At 69.8% G+C, this 19830-nt stretch carries 18 protein-coding genes and 2 pseudogenes; 15 read left to right on the top strand and 5 right to left on the bottom strand.

Annotated features, from left to right (window positions below):
- Window positions 1-3 precede the first annotated feature (3 nt).
- From IEY60_RS36450 to IEY60_RS04650, 7 genes and pseudogenes are all read left to right on the top strand, one after another.
- Window positions 4-873 (top strand): annotated as a pseudogene (locus IEY60_RS36450) (regulatory protein RecX); the annotation flags it as partial.
- 252 nt (window positions 874-1125) lie between these two features.
- Window positions 1126-1284, top strand: a pseudogene (locus IEY60_RS36665) (recombination regulator RecX); the annotation flags it as partial.
- A gap of 337 nt (window positions 1285-1621) precedes the next feature.
- Complete coding sequence (locus IEY60_RS04670) at window positions 1622-2272, top strand: ABC transporter permease (protein ID WP_189024936.1); 651 nt, start codon at window positions 1622-1624, stop codon at window positions 2270-2272.
- A complete protein-coding gene (locus IEY60_RS04665; protein ID WP_189024124.1) occupies window positions 2265-3443 on the top strand; it encodes an ABC transporter ATP-binding protein in 1179 nt (392 codons plus the stop codon). The genes IEY60_RS04670 and IEY60_RS04665 overlap by 8 nt, the downstream gene beginning before the upstream one ends.
- Window positions 3440-4219, top strand: a complete 780-nt coding sequence (locus IEY60_RS04660; protein ID WP_189024116.1) for an ABC transporter permease — start codon at window positions 3440-3442, stop codon at window positions 4217-4219. Before IEY60_RS04665 ends, IEY60_RS04660 begins: the two co-directional genes overlap by 4 nt.
- The gene (locus IEY60_RS04655; RefSeq protein WP_189024114.1) at window positions 4216-5196 is read left to right on the top strand and encodes a glycine betaine ABC transporter substrate-binding protein; all 981 of its coding nucleotides are present in this window, start codon (window positions 4216-4218) and stop codon (window positions 5194-5196) included. The genes IEY60_RS04660 and IEY60_RS04655 overlap by 4 nt, the downstream gene beginning before the upstream one ends.
- A gap of 144 nt (window positions 5197-5340) precedes the next feature.
- Entirely contained in the window at window positions 5341-6201 is an 861-nt protein-coding gene (locus IEY60_RS04650) for a 3-hydroxyacyl-CoA dehydrogenase (protein ID WP_189024113.1), read from the top strand.
- Window positions 6202-6279: 78 nt separating this feature from the next.
- On the opposite strand, the gene IEY60_RS04645 is transcribed toward IEY60_RS04650, so the two are convergent.
- From IEY60_RS04645 to IEY60_RS04630, 4 genes are all read right to left on the bottom strand, one after another.
- The gene (locus tag IEY60_RS04645; protein ID WP_189024112.1) at window positions 6280-7173 is read right to left on the bottom strand and encodes an amino acid ABC transporter permease; all 894 of its coding nucleotides are present in this window, start codon (window positions 7171-7173) and stop codon (window positions 6280-6282) included.
- Window positions 7170-7841 (bottom strand): amino acid ABC transporter permease, encoded by a 672-nt coding sequence (locus IEY60_RS04640; protein WP_189024111.1) that lies wholly within the window; start codon window positions 7839-7841, stop codon window positions 7170-7172. Before IEY60_RS04640 ends, IEY60_RS04645 begins: the two co-directional genes overlap by 4 nt.
- A gap of 93 nt (window positions 7842-7934) precedes the next feature.
- Complete coding sequence (locus IEY60_RS04635) at window positions 7935-8771, bottom strand: glutamate ABC transporter substrate-binding protein (protein ID WP_189024110.1); 837 nt, start codon at window positions 8769-8771, stop codon at window positions 7935-7937.
- A 35-nt stretch (window positions 8772-8806) separates the two neighbouring features.
- Window positions 8807-9535, bottom strand: coding sequence for an amino acid ABC transporter ATP-binding protein (locus tag IEY60_RS04630; RefSeq protein ID WP_189024933.1), 729 nt, complete (start codon window positions 9533-9535; stop codon window positions 8807-8809).
- A 223-nt stretch (window positions 9536-9758) separates the two neighbouring features.
- Between IEY60_RS04630 and miaB the strand changes: the two genes are divergently transcribed.
- Together miaB and IEY60_RS04620 are read left to right on the top strand one after the other, a co-directional pair.
- Window positions 9759-11300: a tRNA (N6-isopentenyl adenosine(37)-C2)-methylthiotransferase MiaB gene (miaB, locus tag IEY60_RS04625; protein ID WP_189024109.1), complete on the top strand. Its 1542-nt coding sequence runs from the start codon at window positions 9759-9761 to the stop codon at window positions 11298-11300.
- A gap of 137 nt (window positions 11301-11437) precedes the next feature.
- Window positions 11438-12013 carry an Rv2732c family membrane protein gene (locus tag IEY60_RS04620; protein ID WP_189024108.1) on the top strand — a complete coding sequence of 192 codons (576 nt, stop codon included), beginning with the start codon at window positions 11438-11440 and terminating at the stop codon, window positions 12011-12013.
- 50 nt (window positions 12014-12063) lie between these two features.
- Here the strand turns inward: IEY60_RS04620 and IEY60_RS04615 are convergent, their stop codons facing one another.
- Window positions 12064-13443 carry a DUF349 domain-containing protein gene (locus IEY60_RS04615; RefSeq protein ID WP_189024107.1) on the bottom strand — a complete coding sequence of 460 codons (1380 nt, stop codon included), beginning with the start codon at window positions 13441-13443 and terminating at the stop codon, window positions 12064-12066.
- 263 nt (window positions 13444-13706) lie between these two features.
- Between IEY60_RS04615 and IEY60_RS04610 the strand changes: the two genes are divergently transcribed.
- The 6 genes from IEY60_RS04610 (at window position 13707) to IEY60_RS04585 (ending at window position 19788) form a co-directional block, all read left to right on the top strand.
- On the top strand, window positions 13707-14480 hold the full coding sequence (locus IEY60_RS04610; RefSeq protein WP_189024106.1) for a class III extradiol ring-cleavage dioxygenase family protein: 774 nt from the start codon (window positions 13707-13709) through the stop codon (window positions 14478-14480).
- Window positions 14477-15424: a tRNA (adenosine(37)-N6)-dimethylallyltransferase MiaA gene (gene miaA / locus IEY60_RS04605; protein ID WP_189024105.1), complete on the top strand. Its 948-nt coding sequence runs from the start codon at window positions 14477-14479 to the stop codon at window positions 15422-15424. The genes IEY60_RS04610 and miaA overlap by 4 nt, the downstream gene beginning before the upstream one ends.
- Window positions 15425-15432: 8 nt before the next feature.
- Window positions 15433-16257, top strand: coding sequence for a TrmH family RNA methyltransferase (locus tag IEY60_RS04600; RefSeq protein WP_229739536.1), 825 nt, complete (start codon window positions 15433-15435; stop codon window positions 16255-16257).
- 44 nt (window positions 16258-16301) lie between these two features.
- The gene (dapF, locus tag IEY60_RS04595; protein WP_189024931.1) at window positions 16302-17183 is read left to right on the top strand and encodes a diaminopimelate epimerase; all 882 of its coding nucleotides are present in this window, start codon (window positions 16302-16304) and stop codon (window positions 17181-17183) included.
- A gap of 171 nt (window positions 17184-17354) precedes the next feature.
- Entirely contained in the window at window positions 17355-18788 is a 1434-nt protein-coding gene (gene hflX, locus IEY60_RS04590; protein WP_229739601.1) for a GTPase HflX, read from the top strand.
- 127 nt (window positions 18789-18915) lie between these two features.
- The gene (locus IEY60_RS04585; protein WP_229739535.1) at window positions 18916-19788 is read left to right on the top strand and encodes a lysophospholipid acyltransferase family protein; all 873 of its coding nucleotides are present in this window, start codon (window positions 18916-18918) and stop codon (window positions 19786-19788) included.
- The last annotated feature ends 42 nt before the right edge of the window (window positions 19789-19830 follow it).

Below are 19830 nucleotides of genomic sequence, written 5' to 3'. Positions count from 1 at the left end.
CCGATGCGCACGCCGAACCCCGGCCGCGCACCCCGCGACTCGACCGATCCGGTCGAGGACATGCGACGGCAGCTGGCTCGCCTCGGCATCGAGGTCGAGCCGCAGACGCTGACGTCGTCCGCGGATCGTGGGCGGGGAGCGGCCGCTGAACTCGTCCGATCGGCTCGTGACGAACGAGTCGATCCGGACGCGCAGGGAATTCGGTCGGGTGCGGGCGATCCGCAGCGCGCGCACCCGACCGGATTCGCCGATGGTGACAATCCACCCAATTCCGCTGCGCGGATCGGGGATGATCATGAAGAGTGGGGGAGCGGGGCACGACCCCGCCGCGCCCGGCGTGGACGCAGGTCCGCCCGGCGCGACGAAGACTCCCTGTCGACCGGCGTCGGTGGTGACAATGGACGACAGGCGGATCCGGTGGCGGCCGGATCCCAGCCGGGAGAGCCCGACCGGCGGGCCGGCACACGCCGGCTCGCCCCGGGCGACCGTCCCAAGGCCACCGTCGACCAGGCCAAAGACGCCTGCCTGAACCTGCTGGCCGTGCGCGCCCGCAGCCGTGCCGAGCTGGAGAAGCGCCTCGGGGAGAAGGGTTTCCGGCTCGAGGTGACCGCGGCCGCACTCGATCGGCTCACCGAGGTCGGCCTCATCGACGACAGCTCCTTCGCCGAACAGTGGGTGCACGAGCGCCACACCTACTCCGGCCGGGGAAAGCGGGCGCTGCAGCGCGAACTCCGGGACAAAGGCGTCGCCCCCGCCGACGCCGAGAACGCGCTGGCCATCGTCACCGACGATGCCGAGCGCGCCCGCGCCACCGACCTGGTCCGCCGCAAACTCCAGACCCTGCCGCGAGACCTGGACCGCGACAAGGCGGTCCGCCGTCTCGTCGGCATGCTCGCCCGCCGCGGTTACGACCAGTCCACCGCCTTCGCCGTCGTCACCTCCGCCCTCGACGAGGCCGGGTTAGACCGCACCCCGGCCGCACCGCGCAGCGCGGGCCGATCTCGCGCGGCGGTGGAAGCGATGACCCCGGCGGACACCGTCGACGAGACGACCGGCGACACACCGGAGCCGGAGACGGCGACCCTCCGATCTCCCCGCAGACCGGTCCCCGGCGACGACCAAGCCGCCGTCGACCTGGTCCGGCGCAAACTCCGCTCCATGTCCGCCGATCTCGACCGCGCCAAAGCCACCCGCCGCCTGGTCGACATGCTCGCCCGCCGCGGTTACAGCCCCTCCACTGCCTATGCCGTGGTGAAAGCCGAGCTGGCCGAAGCTGATCGGTGAGCGGGGGGACGAACCATGGTGCTGTCCGTCTCCTTCGAGGACGAGCCGCCGGTGGTTCGGCGACCGGCGGCCGATCTATCCGCTCGCGGGAATGGTCGTGGCGCGCTGATCTCGTCGGAGTGAGGTAGCGCCGTCGGCGAGGACGGCTCGAACCGCCACACAGCAGATGTGCGGCGCGTAGGATGATTCGTCGCCGGTGAAACGTGGTTTCGCGCAGGCGGATTCGTGCGTCGCAAGCTGCGGCGGGGTGTGGGAACGGGGTGTTTCACCCGATCTCGGGGTGGGCATCCCGGGGGACAGGGCCTGGTGTGGCTGCCGAACTAGGGGGAGGTGGACCCTGGACGCGTTGTGGTCGTTCGTGGTGAACCGGCGTGAGCAGTTGCTGGTCGATTCGTATCTGCATGTGTCGGCAGTGGTGCAGTCGCTGGCGCTGGCGACGATCGTGGCGGTGGTCGTCGGGGTGCTGGTGTACCGGAGCCCGCTCGGTTCCGCCGCCGCGACCGCGACGGCGGGGGCGATCCTCACCGTGCCCTCGTTCGCGCTGCTCGGGTTGTTGATTCCGATCCTCGGGCTCGGGGTCGGGCCGACGATCGTGGCGCTGGTGCTGTACGCGCTGCTGCCTATCCTGCGCAACACCGTGCTCGGGCTGTCGGCGGTGGATCCGGCGGTGGTCGATGCCGCGCGCGGGGTCGGGATGAACCGGCTGCGGCTGCTGACCGCGATCGAACTGCCGCTGGCATGGCCGTCGATCCTGGCCGGGATGCGGGTCAGCACCCAGATGATCATGGGCATCCTGGCCCTGGCCGCCTATGCGAAGGGTCCCGGCCTCGGCAATCTCATCTTCTCCGGGCTCTCGCGCCTCGGCAGCCCGAACGCGGTGCCCCAGGCGCTGACCGGGACCGTCCTCATCGTCGTGCTCGCACTCGCACTCGACGGCATCCTGATGCTGCTCGGCCGGCTCACCATCTCGAGGGGAATTCGTGACTGACACCGCAACCAGCACCGACACCGCGGCCGCCGCGGTGTCCGGGGTCGAGATCGTGCTCGACCGGGTCACCAAACGCTATCCCGACCAGCATGATCCGGCGGTCGAGGAGGTCAGCATGACCATCCCGGCCGGGGAGATCGTGGTCCTGGTCGGGCCGTCGGGCTGCGGCAAGACCACCACCATGCGGATGATCAACCGGCTGATCGAACCCACCTCGGGCACCGTCACCATCGGCGGCCGCGACGCCGCCGCCATCGACGCCGACGAATTGCGCCGCGGCATCGGCTATTCCATCCAGCAGGCTGGCCTGTTCCCGCACCTGACCGTGGCCAAGAACATCGCCACGGTCCCGGGCCTGCTCGGCTGGGACCGCCGCCGCACCAGCGCCCGCGTCGACGAGATGCTCTCCCTCGTCGGCCTCGACCCCGCCACGTACCGCAACCGCTTCCCGCGCCAGCTCTCCGGCGGTCAGCAGCAGCGCGTCGGCGTCGCCAGAGCGCTGGCGGCCGACCCGCCGGTCCTGTTGATGGACGAGCCGTTCGGCGCCGTCGACCCGATCACCCGCGCCCTGCTGCAAGACGAATTGCTGCGCCTGCAGGGCGAACTCGGCAAGACCATCGTCTTCGTCACCCACGACTTCGGCGAAGCCGTGAAACTGGGCGACCGGATCGCGGTGCTGGGCGATCGGTCCCGCATCCTTCAGTACGACACCCCCGCGGCGATCCTGGCCGCCCCCGCCGACGAGACGGTCGCCGGCTTCGTCGGCGCCACCGCCACCATCGATCGTCTCGGCCTCGCCGTCCTCGCCGACCTCGACCTGGACCAGGGCATCGCCGTCGCCGAGGACACCGCACCGGCCGACCTGACCGACCGCCTGCACACCGCGAAACAGGATTGGGGCATCGTCCTCGACACCCAGCGCAGACCGGTGCGCCGGGTCCCGGCGAGCGATCTCGCCCACGCGGATTCGCTGCGCGACCTCGGCGCGCCGATCCAGGCCACGCTGCCCGACGAAGCGACCCTGCAGGACGCGCTCGCGATCCTGCTGACCGAACGCACGGCCTCCGCGGTCGTCGTCGACGGCGCGGGCGCGTTCGTGGGAGTGGTCACTGTCGACACGCTGATCAGCCACCTGGCCGCCGCCGGCGCTGCCGAGACGGTGCAGGCATGACCACTCTGGACAGACCCGCAGTGGTCGCCGCGCCCGCCGCGCAGCGGCGCGCCGAATTCCTGCGGCTGCTCGTGCAACCGGTGATCGTGCTGTGCCTCTCCGTCGGCGTGCTGGTGTGGGCATTCCGGCGCGACCTCACGCTCACCCAGCAGGCCAGCGTCAACGTCGGCAATATCGCCGAGGTCACCTGGCAGCACATCCTGATCACCGCGGCGGTGGTGTTGATCGTGGTCGCGGTCGCCGTGCCGCTGGGCACCCTGCTCACCCGGCCCCGATTCCGCCGCCTCGCCCCGATTTTCGTCGGCATCGCCAATATCGGAGCGTCGGCGCCCGCCATCGGCCTGATCGTGCTGTGCTACCTGGTCACCCGCACCACCGGATTCTGGGTGGGTGTCGCGCCCATCGCGTTCTGTTCGCTGCTGCCGGTGCTGCGCAACACGATCCTCGGCTACCAGGAAGTGGAACCGACCCTCATCGACGCCGGGCGCGGGCAGGGCATGTCGGCGGTACAGGTGTTGCGGCGCATCGAGTTTCCGCTCGCGGTGCCCTACATCCTGGCGGGCCTGCGCACCTCGCTGGTGCTGGCCGTCGGCACCGCGACGCTGTCGTTCCTGGTCAGCGCGGGCGGGCTCGGCATCCTCATCGACACCGGCTACAAACTGCGCGACACCGTCACCTTGACGGTGGGCGCGGTGCTCGCGGTCGCCCTGGCTTTGTTCGTCGACTGGCTGGGCGCGCTGGCCGAACAGTTCCTCGGACCGAGGGGGTTGCGGTGAGGATCACCCGATGGCTGCGCGGGTTCGCGCCCGTGGCCGGTGTGCTGCTGCTCGCGAGTTGCGGTCTGCAGTCGGGCAGTTCGGTGCCGCTGCCGGTGGGGCCGGGCAGCATCGTGGCCGTGCCCGCCCTCGACGGGGTCGCGGTCACCGTGGGCTCCAAGGACTTCACCGAGGCCAACATCCTCGGCTATCTCATCGAGTTCGCGCTCACCGCGGCGGGCGCGAATGTGCGCGACCTGACCAATATCCAGGGTTCCAACAGCCTGCGTGACGCCCAGCTGCACGGACAGGTCGACATCGCCTACGACTACACCGGCACCGGCTGGATCAACTACCTGGGTAACGAGACACCCGAGCCGGACGAGGTGCGTCAATTCGAGCTCGTCCGCGACGCCGATCGCGCCGAGCACGACATGGTGTGGGCCGCGATGGCGCCGATGAACAACACCTACGCCCTGGTCGCGAGCAGGCGCACCGCCGAGGAGACCGGCGTGCGCACGCTGTCGGACTACGCGGCCCTGATCGCGAAGGACCCGGCCGCTGCCGCCACCTGCGTGGGCACCGAGTTCAATGTCCGCCAGGACGGCTACCCGGGGATGGCCCGCAAGTACGGCATCGATGTCGGCGCGGTGCGCAAACAGATCGTCCAGGACGCGCTGGTCTACCAGGCGACCGCCGACGCCGAGCAATGCCGGTTCGGCTCGGTCGCCGCCACCGACGGCCGCATCCCCGCGCTGGATCTGGTGCTGCTCGACGACGACCGCGGCTTCTTCCCGAAGTACAACGCCGCGCTCGTCATGCACGGCCCGTTCGCCGACGCCCACCCCGAGGTCGTCTCGATCATGGCGCCTATCTCCGCGCGCCTGACCAACGAGGTGATCACCGAGCTCAATCGTCAGGTCGACATCGGCGGTCGCGAACCGGCCGACGTCGCCCGCGACTGGATGGTCGCCGAGGGTCTGGTCACCGCCGGCTGATCCACCCGCGGTGGTTTGCCGAACTGTTACCGGCCTCTCGCCCGAGATGTCCGAAACGCGTGGGTCGTTCACATCGCGGGCTCAGCTTCCCGGGCCATGATGGACGGCGGTGGTGACACCGGAAACCGACTGGGAGGATGACGAATGACCATGGAATTCCGCAGGGTAACCGTTTTGGGTACGGGGGTGCTCGGATCCCAGATCGCTTTCCAGACCGCATTCCACGGGTTCGACGTGACCGCCTACGACATCGACGACAAGGCGCTCACTGCCGCCCGCACCCGCTTCGACGAGCTCGCCAAGGTGTACCAGCAGGACGTGGCCGGTGCCGATGCGAGCAACACCGCGGCGACCGCGGCGGGCATCACGCTGACCGCCGATCTGGCCGCCGCGGCCGCCGAGGCGGACCTGATCATCGAGGCGGTGCCGGAGGTACTCGAGATCAAGCGCGACCTGTACGGCAAGCTCGGCGCCCTCGCGCCCGAACGCACCGTGTTCGCGACGAACTCCTCGACGCTGCTGCCCAGCGACATCGTCGACTACACCGGCCGCGCCGACCGGTTCCTGGCGCTGCACTTCGCCAACCACGTCTGGAAGTTCAACACCGCCGAGGTCATGGGCACCGAGCAGACCGATCCGGCGGTGTTCCGCGCGGTCGCCGAGTTCGCGAAGGCCATCGGCATGGTGCCGATCGAATTGCACAAGGAGAAGGCCGGTTACGTCCTCAACTCGCTGCTGGTGCCGTTCCTCAACTCCGGAATCGAGCTCGCCGCAGGCGGCTACGCCGAGCCCGCCGCCGTGGACGAGACCTGGCGCATCGCCACCGGCGCCCCCATGGGCCCCTTCCAGATCCTCGACATCATCGGCCTGACCACCCCGTACAACATCCTGATCAACGGCAGAGACTCCGACAAGAAGCTCGCGGCCTGGCTCAAGGAGAACTACATCGACAAGGGCAAGCTCGGCGCCGCCACGGGCGAGGGGTTCTACCGCTACACCGCGTAGTCCCGCTCGTATGCCGGATCGGACAGACGAAAACACCGCGGGGCCCGATCGGTATCGGGCCCCGCGGTGTTCGCCGAACTAATTCTTGGTGATGTCGACGCCCGGAGCGGCGTCGGTGACGATCGAATCGGCGGCAAGGACGGTGCCGCCGCCCTTCTTGCGCCGGGAACGCAGTCGCTTCTCCAGCGTCGTCGCCAGGAAGGTCAGTGCCAGGTTCAGCGAGATCATGATCAGCGCGACGACCATCAGCGCGGGGATCGTGTTCTGCTGTGACGCACCCTCCTGCTGACCGGCGCGCACCAGCTCCACATAGGTGATCTGGTAGCCCAGCGCGGTGTCCTTGAGCACGACCACCATCTGCGAGACCAGGGCGGGCAGCATCGCCGTGATCGCCTGCGGCAGCAGGATCAGGCGCATCAGCTGGGTCTTGCGCAGGCCCAGCGCCACCGCGGCCTCGGTCTGGCCCTTGGGCAGCGACCGGATACCCGCGCGCACGATCTCGGCGATGACCGAGGCGTTGTAGATGACCAGCGCGATGACCACCGCGGCCAGCGCCAGGTCGTCGGACCGGAAGATCTTGTACTCGCCGAACACGGCGAACAGGAAGATCATCAGGATCAGCACCGGGATCGCCCTGGCCAGCTCGACGATCGCGCCCGCGGTCCAGCGGATCCACCGGTGATCCGACAACCGCAGGATGCCGAAGATCATGCCGAAGATCAGCGCGAACACGATCGAGATGGCCGCCGCGGTCAACGTGCCCCGCAGACCGGGCAGCAGGTAGGTCTCCCAGACTCCCGCTTCCAGGAACGGCTTCCACTTGGCCGCGGTGAACTGGCCCTGCTCGGCGAACGCGTCGAACAGCAGCCAGCCGAAAACGGCCAGCGCGAGGACGACCAGCACCGAGTAGAGGTGATGCCGGACGCGCGCGCGGGGGCCCGGCGCGTCGAACAGGACCGAAGGTGCGCTCATCGGGCTACCTCGTATCGCTTGGCCAGCCAGCCGAAGAACAGGCCGGTCGGCAGGGTGAGAATGACGAAGCCGAGGGCGAAGATCGCGCCGATCGCGAGCAGCGCTGCCTCGTTCTCGTTCATCTCGCTCATCAGGAACGCGGCCTCGCCGACGCCGATCACCGAGGCGATCGTCGAGTTCTTCGTCAACGCGATCAGCACACTGCCCAGCGGGGCGATGACCGCGCGAAACGCCTGCGGCAGCACCACCAGGCGCAGGTTCTGCGCGAAACCGAAGCCGAGCGAACGGCCCGCCTCGGACTGGCCGAGCGGCACCGTGTTGATTCCCGAGCGCAGCGACTCGCACACGAAAGCCGCCGTGTAGACGCTCAAGCCGACGATCGCCCAGCGATAGTTGTTGTCCGACAGCGAATCACCGGCCAGCTTCCAGCCCAGGGTGGTGTAGAGGCCGAGCGAGCAGAACACGATGATCAGGGTCAGCGGGGTGTTGCGGAAGATCGAGACGTAGACGGAGCCGATCCAGCGCGCGACCGGGATGGGAGACACGCGCATGGCGGCGACGAGGGTGCCCAGGATCAGCGCGCCGATCGCGGAGAAGAACGTCAGCTTGATGGTCACCCAGAAGGCGTCGAGGATTTGGGAGTCATACCTCGAGATCAGGTCGAACACGGACGCGCGTCCTCCGATCGGTGTGTAAGGGCCAGCAGGACATCAACCGTGACGGGTGGCCCGGAGCTTCCGGGCCACCCGCGGCGGAGGCGATCAGTAGCGGTCGACGGTGGGCGGCTGCGGGATCTCGAAACCGGTGCCGGGGAAGGACTTCTCCAGCGCGGCCTTCCACGAACCGTCGGCGATCATCGCTTCGATCGCGTCGTTGACCTTGGTGCGGGCCTCGGTCTCGCCCTTCTTGATACCGATGCCGTACTTCTCGGTGGTGAAGGGCTTGTTGACCAGCTTGTAGGAACCCGGCGACTGCGCGGCGTAGCCGGCGAGGATGACGTTGTCGGTGGTGACCGCGTCCATCGCGCCGCCACGCAGCGCCTCGATGCACAACGAGTAGGTGTCGTAGGTCTGCAGCTGCGCCTGCGGGTACTTGTCCTTGATGTTCTGGGCCGGGGTGGAACCCTTCACCGAGCACACCTTCTTGCCCGCCAGCGAGTCCGGGCCGGTGATGTCGGTGTTGTCGGCGCGCACCAGCAGATCCTGACCGGCGACGTAGTACGGGCCGGCGAAATCGACCTTCTCCTTGCGCTTGTCGGTGATCGAGTAGGTCGCGACGACGAGGTCGACCTGACCGTTCTCGAGCAGCGTCTCCCGCTGCGCCGACGGCGCTTCCTTGAAGGTGATGTTCTCCGGCTTCACACCCAGCTTGTCGCCGACGTACTTGGCCACCTCGACGTCGAAACCGCTGTAGGTGCCGTCGGTGTTGCGCAGGCCGAGGCCCGGCTGGTCGAACTTGATGCCGACGGTCAGCTTGCCGTCCTTGGCGTGGTCGAGCACCGACCCCTCGTCACCGCCGCCACAGCCCGCGGTGAGCGTGGCAGCCAATGCCAGTGCCGCGGCGCCGATTCCGACCCGCATCGCACGATTGATCCTCATCGAGTGTCCTTCTCCTGGTGATGTGGTGGGTGGGCTCAGTGACTGAGAATTTTGCCGAGGAAGTCCTTGGCGCGGTCCGAGGCGGGCGCGGTGAAGAAGGTCTCGGGTGCGGTGTCCTCGACGATCTCGCCGTCGGCCATGAACAGCACCCGGTCGCCGGCACGGCGGGCGAAGCCCATCTCGTGGGTGACGACGAGCATCGTCATGCCCTCCTTGGCGAGCGAGACCATCACCTCGAGCACCTCGTTGACCATCTCCGGGTCCAGCGCCGAGGTGGGCTCGTCGAACAGCATCACCTTCGGATCCATCGCCAGCGACCTGGCGATGGCGACGCGCTGTTGCTGGCCGCCCGAGAGCTGCGCCGGGTACTTCTCGGCCTGGTTGGCGATGCCCACCCGGTCGAGCAGGGCGAGGGCGTGCTTGCGCGCCTCGTCCTTCTTGATGCCGCGCACCTTCAGCGGCGCCAGCATCACGTTCTCGAGAATCGTCTTGTGCGCGAACAGATTGAACGACTGGAACACCATGCCGACCTCGGCGCGCAGCGCGGCCAGCGCCTTGCCTTCGGCGGGCAGGGCGACACCGTCGATGGCGATGTCGCCGGAGTCGATCGGTTCGAGGCGGTTGATGGTGCGGCACAGGGTGGACTTCCCCGAACCCGAGGGGCCGAGGACGATCACGACCTGCCCGCGCGGGACTTCCAGGTTGATGTGGCGCAGAACGTGGAGCTCACCGAAGTGTTTGTCCACGTTGCGCATCGAGATCATCGGCGGCGCGCCAGCAGTGGCGGCGGCGTCGGCTTTCCCGGTCGCGGGTGCGGCGTCGTCGGTCATGGTCAGAAACCTTAGGCGTTCTTCGGAGATTTGCCCGGGTTTCCGTGACTCGCCGTCGCGGCACGCCGAAACGACACCGGCCGGTAACCTGCCGGTACCGCGGGCGACTCCCGACCGCGACGCAGACCACATCAGGTGCGGCCCGTACCCTGGACGGGTGGATTCGAACGGACAGAACGCGACGGAGCGCGCGGCGACGCAGGCGCGCAGTTACGAGGTCCGCACCTTCGGCTGCCAGATGAACGTACACGACTCCGAACGCTTGTCCGGCCTGCTCGAAGACGCGGGCTATGTGAAGGCCGCGCCCACCGACACCCCCGACCTGGTGGTGTTCAACACCTGCGCGGTGCGCGAGAACGCCGACAACAAGCTCTACGGCACCCTCGGCCATCTGGCGCCGGTGAAGCAGGGCCGTCCCGGCATGCAGATCGCCGTCGGCGGCTGTTTGGCGCAGAAGGACCGCGAGACGGTCGTGCGCAAGGCGCCGTGGGTCGACGTGGTGTTCGGCACGCACAACATCGGCTCGCTGCCGGTCCTGCTGGAGCGGGCCCGCCACAACGAAGAGGCCCAGGTCGAGATCCTCGAATCGCTCGAGGCCTTCCCGTCCACGCTGCCCGCCAAGCGGGAATCGGCGTACGCAGGCTGGGTGTCGATCTCGGTGGGCTGCAACAACACCTGCACCTTCTGCATCGTGCCCGCGCTGCGCGGCAAAGAGGTCGACCGCCGCCCCGGTGACGTGCTCGCCGAGGTGCAGGCACTGGTCGATCAGGGCGTGCTCGAGGTGACGCTGCTCGGCCAGAACGTCAACTCCTACGGCGTGAACTTCGTCGACCCGGAGCAGCCGCGTGATCGTGGCGCCTTCGCCCAGCTGCTGCGCGCGACCGGGCAGATCGAGGGCCTCGAGCGGGTGCGGTTCACCTCGCCGCATCCGGCCGAGTTCACCGACGACGTCATCGAGGCGATGGCGCAGACCCCCAACGTCTGCCCGCAGCTGCACATGCCGCTGCAGTCCGGCTCCGACCGGGTGCTCAAGGCGATGCGCCGTTCCTACCGCAAGGAACGTTTCCTCGGCATCATCGAGAAGGTGCGCGCCGCGATGCCGCACGCCTCGATCACCACCGACATCATCGTCGGCTTCCCCGGCGAGACCGAAGAGGACTTCCAGGAGACCCTCGACGTCGTGCGCCGGGCGCGGTTCACCAGCGCGTACACCTTCCAGTACTCCAAGCGGCCTGGCACGCCCGCCGCCGAATTGCCCGACCAGCTGCCCAAGGCGGTCGTGCAGGAACGCTACGACCGGCTGATCGCCCTGCAGGAGCAGGTGTCGCTGGAGGCCAATCAGGCGCTGATCGGTACCGAGGTGGAACTGCTCGTCGCCGAGGGTGCGGGCAAGAAGAACGCGGTCACCGCCCGGATGAGTGGTCGCGCGCGTGACGGCAGGCTGGTGCACTTCCGGCCCGGCACCGACGCGGGGATCCGGCCCGGCGACATCGTCACCGTGGACATCACCGAGGCGGCGCCGCATCACCTGATCGCCGACGGTGTGGTCAAGTCGCACCGGCGCACCAGGGCAGGCGACGCGCACGAGCGTGGTGTCACGCCCAAGACCGAGCCGATCGGTGTCGGCCTCGGGCTGCCGCGGATCGGCGCGCCGGTCGTCGAGCCGGTGGACAGTGGCTGCTCGACCGGGTGCTCGTGACCTCCCCGGCCGAGGATCCCGAACCTACTACCGGTCGTAGTGGGTCGGGTGCGGGTGACTCATCCGGGGATGGCACAGTAGAGCCCGGCGCACACGAGCCCAGCAACGATCAGCCTGCGAACAGGAGTGACGACGCGGTGAACCGGGTGGACGACAAGGAATTCGAACAGTTCCGCGGCGAACTCGACGCGGTGGAACGCCGCATCGCCGGCGAGATCGATCCCGGCGCGCGGGCGCTGGTCGTGGCGGGCGCGGTCTTCGCGCTGCTGATCTCGCTGGTGCTGCCGACCGCGGGCACCGCGCGCGGCTTCGACGTGCTGCTCGACACCGATGCCGCCGGGGTCGAGCACATCGGTCTGCCGTCGCGGATCTTCGTCTGGCTGGTCATCGTCTTCGGTGTCGGCTTCTCGCTGCTCGCCCTGACCACCCGTCGCTGGGTACTGGCCTGGCTGGCGTGCGCGGGTTCGGCCGTCGGCAGCGTGTTCGGCGTGTTGTCGATCTGGCACCGCCAGACGCCGGGCCTCGGCAACTACGAGGGCGCGGGCCCCGGTATCGGCCTGATCCTGGGCACCATCGCGATCATGGTGCTCACCTTCCACTGGGTTCGCGTCGTCTGGAGCCGCACCGCCGTGCAGCTCGCTGCCGAAGAGCAGCGCCGCAACGCCGCCCGCGAAGCCGAGGAGCGCGACCGCAAGCGCCTGACCGGCGAGTAGGACCACGAACGAAAGAAACCCCCGACCGGTGGTCGGGGGTTTCTGCTGTTCTATCGGTTGCTGACCGCGCCCTCGGCGGCCTCGGCCCACTCGCGCCACTGCTTGGCCTGCTCGAGTGCCTTTTCCGCGTCGCGCTTCTTGCCCGCCGCGGTGGCCTTGGCGGCCTGCTCCTCGAACTGGGCGACCCGCTCGCGGAACTGCGCGGCACGGGCGACGGCCTCCGGATCGGTGCGGCGCCACTGCTGGTCGGCGGCGTCGCGCACGCGCTTCTCGATGGCGCGCAGCTTGCCTTCCAGCTCCTGCATGCGCTCGCGCGGGACCTTGCCGATGGCGTCCCACTTGTCCTGCAGTTCGCGCAGCGCGTTGCGGGCGGCGTCGAGCCCGGCGGCCGGGTCGATGTGCTCGTAGGCGCGCAGCAGTTCCTGCTTGGCGGTGGCGTTGTGCTCGAACTCGGCGTCGCGCTCGGACACCGCCGCGTTGCGGGCGGCGAAGAACACGTCCTGGGCGCTCTTGAAGCGGCGCCACAGTGCCTCGTCGGCCTCGCGCGGCGCGCGGCCCGCTGCCTTCCACTCGGTGAGCAGATCGCGGAACACCGCGGCCGTGCCGGTCCAGTCGGTGGACCCGGCCAGTTCCTCGGCGCGCACGCACAGCTCTTCCTTGCGGGTCTTCGCCGAGGCGCGTTCCCGGTCGAGCTCGGCGAAGTGCGCGCCGCGGCGGCGGTTGAACGCCTCGCGGGCCTTGGAGTAGCGCTTCCACAGCGCGTCGTCGACCTTGCGGTCGACTCCGCGGATGGACTTCCACTCGTCGAGGATCTCGCGCAGCCGGTCGCCCGCGGCCTTCCACTGGGTGGACTCGGCGGCGATCTGCTCGGCCTCGGCGGCGAGAGCTTCCTTGCGCTCGGTGTGCTCGTGCCGGGCGCGCTCCTTCTCCTCCTTGGCGTGCGCGGCGGCTTCCTCGGAGTGCTCGGTGATGGCCTGCAGGCGCGTGGCCAGGCCGTCGATGTCACCGATGACGGCCGCGGTGGGCAGCGTCTCGGCGATCGCGAGCGCGGCGGCCTTGGTCTTGCGGGCGTCGGCGCCCGCGGCCAGCCTGGCCTCGAGCAGCGCGACCTCGGTCGCCAGGTCGTCGAAGCGGCGGCCGAAGTGTTCGAGCCCCTCGGCGGCATCGCCCGCCTGCCAGGAGCCGATGACGCGCTCGCCGTCGGCGGTCTTCACCCAGGCGGTGCCGTCCTCGTCGACGCGGCCCCACTTGCTCGGGTCGGTGACGGTCGGCACGACCACGGGATGCGGATGGGGTTGATCGGGTCCCGGCGCCGGTTTGACGGCGTGCGGCTTCGGCGGACGCGGAGACTTTCCGCCGGGCTTGGGGGTAGCGGAGGGTCGCGGGCCCGGACCGGGGGTGGGCTTCGCGGTTCCGTTGCTGTCGGTCATTGCTCTCCGTCCCTGCCGCGCGTCACGGCTGCCTGGTTACGCCCTAGCACATCCCATTGAACCCGGTTCGAGCCGAGGAAACCATCGATCCCAGGGATCGGATGCCGGATTTCCTGGGATTTCGTCCCGGACGACGTGGGTAGTCGCACCTGAAAACACTAGCAATCTCGGTGCGCATCACCGCGCCGGACACTCGCAGACCGCAGCCGCGTCGCGGTGCGGTGGGTGCCGGACCGCCCACGCGGTACGGCTACGGTTACAACGTGTTCTCGATAGCGGCCCTGGTCCCGTCGCCGCCGATGCTGGTGCCCGAACTGTGCGGGCGGCCCGTCGCGTCCGGCAGCGATCCCGACGACCCGATCGCGGTGCTGCGCGCCGCGGCCGTCGACGCCGCGGCCACGCTCGCCGCGTCCGCCGACCGGTGGACCGTCCTCGGCGTCGGCGCGCACGACCAGAACTTCCCGGCCACGACCAGAGGGACCTTCCGTGGTTTCGGCGCCGACGTGGTCGTCGGCCTCGGTCCCGCCGGCGAGGAGCCGGGCCCAGCAGACGCCCAGCTTCCCCTGCCCGTGCTGGTCGCCGGGTGGTTGCGCGAGCAGGTGGCGCCGGGGATCTCGGTGCGGGCGCGGCTGCTCGCCGCCGACTCGGCACCGTCGGAGTGCGCGCGCGCCGGCGCCGCGTTGCGGGCCGAACTGGACGCCGATCCGGCCCCGCACGCGGTGCTCGTCGTCGCCGACGGCGCGGCGACGCTGACCGTCACGGCGCCGGGCTATCTGGACGAGCGGGCGGCGCCGGTGCAGCAGGCCCTCGACACCGCGCTGCGATCCGGCTCGCGGTCGGGACTGGCCGTGCTCGACCCCGCGCTGTGTGCAGAACTGCTGCTCGACGGACGCGCCGCCTACCAGGTACTCGGCGGTCTGTTCGCCGCCGATCCGGCCGATCCGCGGGTGCGTACCCTCTATCAGGGCGCACCCTATGGCGTCGGCTACGACGTGAGCGTGTGGCAACCGTGTGGACAGGAAGGTATCGACGAGTGACGAGCAGGCCAGGGCGCCCGATCGCGGTCGTCGGCCCCACCGCCACCGGCAAATCCGATCTCGCGCTCGATCTCGCCGAACAGCTCGGCGGCGAGATCGTCAATATCGACGCGATGCAGCTCTATCGCGGAATGGACGTCGGCACCGCGAAACTGCCGCCCGAGCAGCGTCGCGGTATCCCGCACCACCTGCTCGACGTCCTCGACGTCACCGAGACCGCGACGGTCGCGGCCTATCAGAGCGCCGCGAGCGCGGTCGTCGAGGACATCATGGATCGCGGACTCGTCCCGGTGATCGTGGGCGGTTCGATGATGTACGTGCAGGCGCTGCTCGACCAGTGGGATTTCCCGGCCACCGACCCCGAGATCCGCGCGCGCTGGGAGGCGCTGCTCGCCGAGGGCGGGGTGCACGCGGTGCACGCCGCCCTGAAGGAAGCCGACCCGGTGGCGGCCTCGACCATCCTGCCCACCGATGGCAGGCGGATGGTGCGCGCCCTCGAGGTCGTCGAGTTGACCGGGCAGCCCTTCGCCGCCTCGGCGCCGACGATCGGCACGCCACGCTGGGACACCGCCATCCTCGGCGTCGACCGGGAGACCGCGGCTCTGGATGCCCGGATCGAGGCACGCACCGCCCACATGTTCGACACCGGCCTGGTCGAGGAGGTGCGCGGTCTCGTCGAGGTGGGGCTGCGTGCGGGCCAGACCGCCCGCCGCGCGATCGGCTACGCCCAGGTGCTGGCCCATCTCGACGGCGAATACGACCTCGCCCACGCCCGCGAGCGCACCCTGATCGGCACCCGCCGGTATGTGCGCAGGCAGCGGTCGTGGTTCCGCCGCGATCCCAGGGTGACCTGGGTCGACGGCGCCGACCCCGAGCTCGCCGCGACCACGCTGGCACTGCTCTCCCATCACCGATCAGACCCGACAGGACGGACAGCGCAGTGACGCGTCGAGTGAGTACCCGCAACGCCTCGGTGCAGGTGTGGCAGGCCTACCTCAACAACCGGACAAAACGTCATCGTGACGGCCGGTTCCTCGTGCAAGGCGTGCGCCCGCTCACCCAGGCGCTGGCCAACGACTGGCCGCTGGAAACACTGCTCTACCGGCTCGGCACCCCCGAGCTGTCGAGCTGGGCGCGCGAGGTGCTCGACACCGCCGACGTGCCGCAGGTCGGGCTGGTGCCCGAGCTCATGGCCGAGCTGGGGGAGAAGGCGGCGAGCGTGCCGGAGATCGTCGCGGTCGCGGTGTCCCAGCAGCCGGACCTGGCCGACTACGCGCCCGGCGAACCGGGGGAGGACGCGCCGGTCGTCGTCGTGTTCGACCGCCCGAACTCGCCGGGCAACCTCGGCACGCTGATCCGGTCCGCCGACGCCTTCGGCGCGTCCGGGGTGATCGTCACCGGGCACGGCGCCGATCAGTTCGATCCGCAGGCCGTGCGCGCCTCCACCGGTTCGCTGTTCGCCGTCCCGGTCCTGCGCGCCGCCGGACCCGCGCAGGTCCTGGAATTCCGGGACCGCCAGGTGGCGCGCGGCATCCCCACCCGCATCGTCGGCACCGACGAGGCCGCGCCGAGCACCATCTACGACTACGACTTCACCGAGGCCACGATCCTGGTCGTCGGCAACGAGACCACCGGGATGAGCTCGGCCTGGGCCGAGGCCTGCGACGACCTGGTCACCATCCCGATGGGCGGCACCGCCAGCTCGCTGGGTGCGCCGTCGGCGGGCGCGATCAGCCTCTACGAGATCGCCCGCCAGCGGCGCACCTTCGCCCGGTAGCGCGGTGCTCGGCGGCGAAGAGGACAATGACGACCGTGTCCGACATCGAATTCAGCAAGGGCAACGGCACCCAGAACGATTTCGTCGTGCTGCCCGACCCGCAGGCCCGGCTCGACCTGACCGCCGACCGCGTCGCCGCGCTGTGTGACCGGCAGCGTGGCCTCGGCGCCGACGGCGTGCTGCGGGTCGCCACGGCGAGCGCGCTCGTCGACGCGGGTGTGCTCGATGCGCTGCCCGACGGCGTCGGCGGCGACGACTGGTTCATGGACTACCGCAATGCCGACGGCTCGATCGCCGAGATGTGCGGCAACGGCGTGCGGGTGTTCGCGCACTATCTGAACGCGTCCGGGATGGAATCGCGCACCGAGTACGTCGTCGGCAGCCGCGCGGGCGCCCGGCCCGTGGTGGTCCACGCGGCGGGACCGGTCGACGGCGAGGTCACCGTCGACATGGGTGTCGTGCGTGAACTCGGGCCGTCCACCGCGACCCTGGGCGGCTGGGCGCTGCCGGGGATCGGCATCGATGTCGGCAATCCGCATCTGGCCTGCGTCGACGAGGGGCTCACGGCCGACGCGCTGGCCAAGCTCGATCTGGCCGTGTCGCCCGGCTTCGATCCCGACCTGTTCCCGCACGGGGTCAATGTCGAGATCCTCACCGCGCTGGGTGCCGACAATGCCGTCGACATGCGGGTCTACGAACGTGGCGTCGGTGAAACACGGTCCTGCGGAACGGGAACCGTCGCCGCGGCGGCCGCGGCACTGACCGCCGCCGGTGTCGCGGTCGGGACCGGTTCCGGCGCGGTGACGGTGCGGGTACCCGGCGGACAGGTGCGCGTCACGATCGACCAGGGCCGGGCCTGGCTGCGCGGCCCGTCGGTGCTGCTGGCCTCCGGCACGTTGTCCCGGGAGTGGTGGGACGCGCAGTAGCCGGATAACCGGATGCGCACTGTCACCGTGACGTGGCAGCATGGAGGGCGTATGACGAAACCAGAAACCCCCACAGAGCCCACCTCGGCCGAGCACACCACCGCGGCCGATCCCGACGTGGCCGCCGACCGCGGCGACGTCGACGACGCGCTCGCCCGCCACGCGGCCCGCATGCAGCGTCCCGGCTGGGCGCCCGAACCCACCGTCGGCGAGATGCAGCTCGACGAGCGCTCCTCGCTGCGCCGGGTCGCCGGGCTGTCCACCGAACTCACCGACATCACCGAGGTCGAATACCGGCAGCTGCGCCTGGAACGGGTCGTGCTGGTCGGTGTGTGGACCACCGGCAGCTCCGCCCAGGCCGAGGCGAGCATGGTCGAGCTGGCCGCCCTCGCCGAGACCGCGGGCTCCGAGGTGCTCGAAGGCCTGATCCAGCGCCGCGACAAGCCAGACCCGGCCACCTACATCGGTTCCGGCAAGGCCGAGGAACTGCGCACCGTGGTTCTCGACACCGGCGCCGACACCGTGATCTGCGACGGTGAACTCACCCCGGCGCAGCTGACCGCGCTGGAGAAGGTCGTCAAGGTCAAGGTCATCGACCGCACCGCGCTGATCCTCGACATCTTCGCCCAGCACGCCACCTCCCGCGAGGGCAAGGCCCAGGTCGCGCTCGCGCAGATGGAATACATGCTGCCGCGACTGCGTGGCTGGGGTGAGTCGATGTCCCGGCAGGCCGGTGGCCGCGCCGGCGGCAACGGTGGTGGTGTTGGTCTGCGTGGTCCCGGTGAGACCAAGATCGAGACCGACCGCCGCCGCATCCGCGAGCGGATGGCCAAGCTGCGTCGCGAGATCAGGGAGATGAAGACCGCCCGCGACACCATGCGCGCCCGTCGCGCGGGCAGCGGCGTCCCCGCGATCGCCATCGTCGGCTACACCAACGCGGGCAAGTCCAGCCTGATGAACGCGCTCACCGGTGCGGGCCTGCTGGTCCAGGACGCGCTGTTCGCCACCCTGGATCCGACCACCCGCAGGGCCGCGCTCGACGACGGCCGCGAGATGGTGTTCACCGACACCGTCGGCTTCGTCCGCCACCTGCCGACCCAGCTGGTCGAGGCGTTCCGCTCGACTCTGGAAGAGGTCACCGGCGCCGATCTGCTGCTGCACGTCGTCGACGGCTCCGATCCGCTGCCGCTCGAACAGATCAGGGCGGTCCGCGAGGTGATCACCGACGTGATCAAGGAGCAGGGCACCGCCGCGCCGCCGGAACTGCTGGTGGTCAACAAGATCGACGCTGCCGACCCGAACGAGCTCACCCGGCTGCGCGGGCTGCTGCCCGACGCGGCCTTCGTCTCCGCCCAGACCGGCGCCGGGGTCGAGGAGTTGCGTGAGCGGCTCTCGGAGGTGCTCGGCGGGCTCGATGTCGACATCAGCGTGCTGCTGCCCTACAGCCGCGGCGATCTGCTCGCGCGCATCCACGCCGACGGCCGGATCATCTCCGCCGAGCACGAGGAAGGCGGCACCCGGGTCAGGGCGCGCGTGCCCCAGGCACTGGCCGCCGCCCTGTCGGAATACGCCCATTCGGGTCCGGCCGAAGTCGTGCCGAGCTGATCCGACCAGCCGGGTTTGCCGCGGTGTAGCGGCCAACATCGATGCGACACAGCCTTTTTCGGGCGCTATGGTCGATTGTCGACAGCAGGAGGGTGTTATGTCGAATGACCAGCGGGGTCCAGAGATTGTGAACGAGAACAGGACAGGATCGGTCGAGCAGGGCGACCGGATCCTCTCCGACAACGCGCCGTTGAACCCGACGCCGAGCGAGTGGGAGATCCGCGCGTTCGAGGCGGTGTTCGCGCCGGTGAGCGCGTGGGCCAGCCCGCGGTTCTACGGCCTGGAGAACATTCCGGCCGAGGGCCCCGTGCTGATCGTGGCCAACCACAACCTGCTCGGCGGGATCGATGCGCCGCTGCTGATGCCGGCGATCCTGCGGGCACGCGGGCGGCTGGTGCGCGGGCTGGCCGAGCATGTGCTGATGGTGCCGGGCGTGCGCCATATCCTGCACCGCTTCGGCGCGGTGCGCGGGACGCGCAACAACTGCCTGGCGCTGCTAGAGCAGGGGGAAGCGGTTGTCGTGTTCCCCGGTGGCGGCCGCGAGGCGATCCGCCGCAAGGGCGAGAAGTACGTGCTCAAGTGGGAGGGCCGGACCGGCTTCGCGCGGATGGCGATCCAGGCAGGGGTGCCGGTCGTGCCGCTGGCGATGATCGGCGTCGACGACGCGTTCGACATCGTCTTCGACGGCCAGCATCCGGTGATGCGTCCGCTGCGCTGGACGTGCAGCCTGCTCGGCATCAACCCCGAGCTGAACCCGCCGATGGTCAAGGGCATCGGCCCGACGCCGCTGCCGCGACCGGAACGGTTCTACTACTCCGCGGGTGTGCCGATCGACCCGACGCCGTGGCTCGAGGCCGAGGATCTCGATGCCGCGGCCGCCGACCTGCGCGATGTGGTCCGCAAGGGGCTCGAGGAGGAACTGCAGTTCCTGTTCAACGAGCGCGACCGCGATTCCGGCCGCACCCTGGTCGGCCGCCTGCGCGGCGCCCTGCCGTTCTGAGCCGGTCCGGCGCTGCGGAATGCCCGCGGCGCCGCCCGCGTT

The sequence above is a fragment of the Nocardia rhizosphaerihabitans genome (assembly GCF_014646295.1).
Taxonomy (GTDB): Bacteria; Actinomycetota; Actinomycetes; order Mycobacteriales; family Mycobacteriaceae; genus Nocardia; species Nocardia rhizosphaerihabitans.
This window is presented reverse-complemented; position numbering and strand designations above follow the sequence as displayed.

Coding starts and splice junctions, on each gene's coding strand:
- IEY60_RS04660 (WP_189024116.1), top strand. CDS start 3,440: ATGACCACTCTGGACAGACCCGCAGTGGTCGCCGCGCCCGCCGCGCAG.
- IEY60_RS04650 (WP_189024113.1), top strand. CDS start 5,341: ATGACCATGGAATTCCGCAGGGTAACCGTTTTGGGTACGGGGGTGCTC.
- IEY60_RS04645 (WP_189024112.1), bottom strand. CDS start 7,173: ATGAGCGCACCTTCGGTCCTGTTCGACGCGCCGGGCCCCCGCGCGCGC.
- IEY60_RS04635 (WP_189024110.1), bottom strand. CDS start 8,771: ATGAGGATCAATCGTGCGATGCGGGTCGGAATCGGCGCCGCGGCACTG.
- IEY60_RS04630 (WP_189024933.1), bottom strand. CDS start 9,535: ATGATCTCGATGCGCAACGTGGACAAACACTTCGGTGAGCTCCACGTT.
- IEY60_RS04615 (WP_189024107.1), bottom strand. CDS start 13,443: ATGACCGACAGCAACGGAACCGCGAAGCCCACCCCCGGTCCGGGCCCG.
- hflX (WP_229739601.1), top strand. CDS start 17,355: ATGCAGCGTCCCGGCTGGGCGCCCGAACCCACCGTCGGCGAGATGCAG.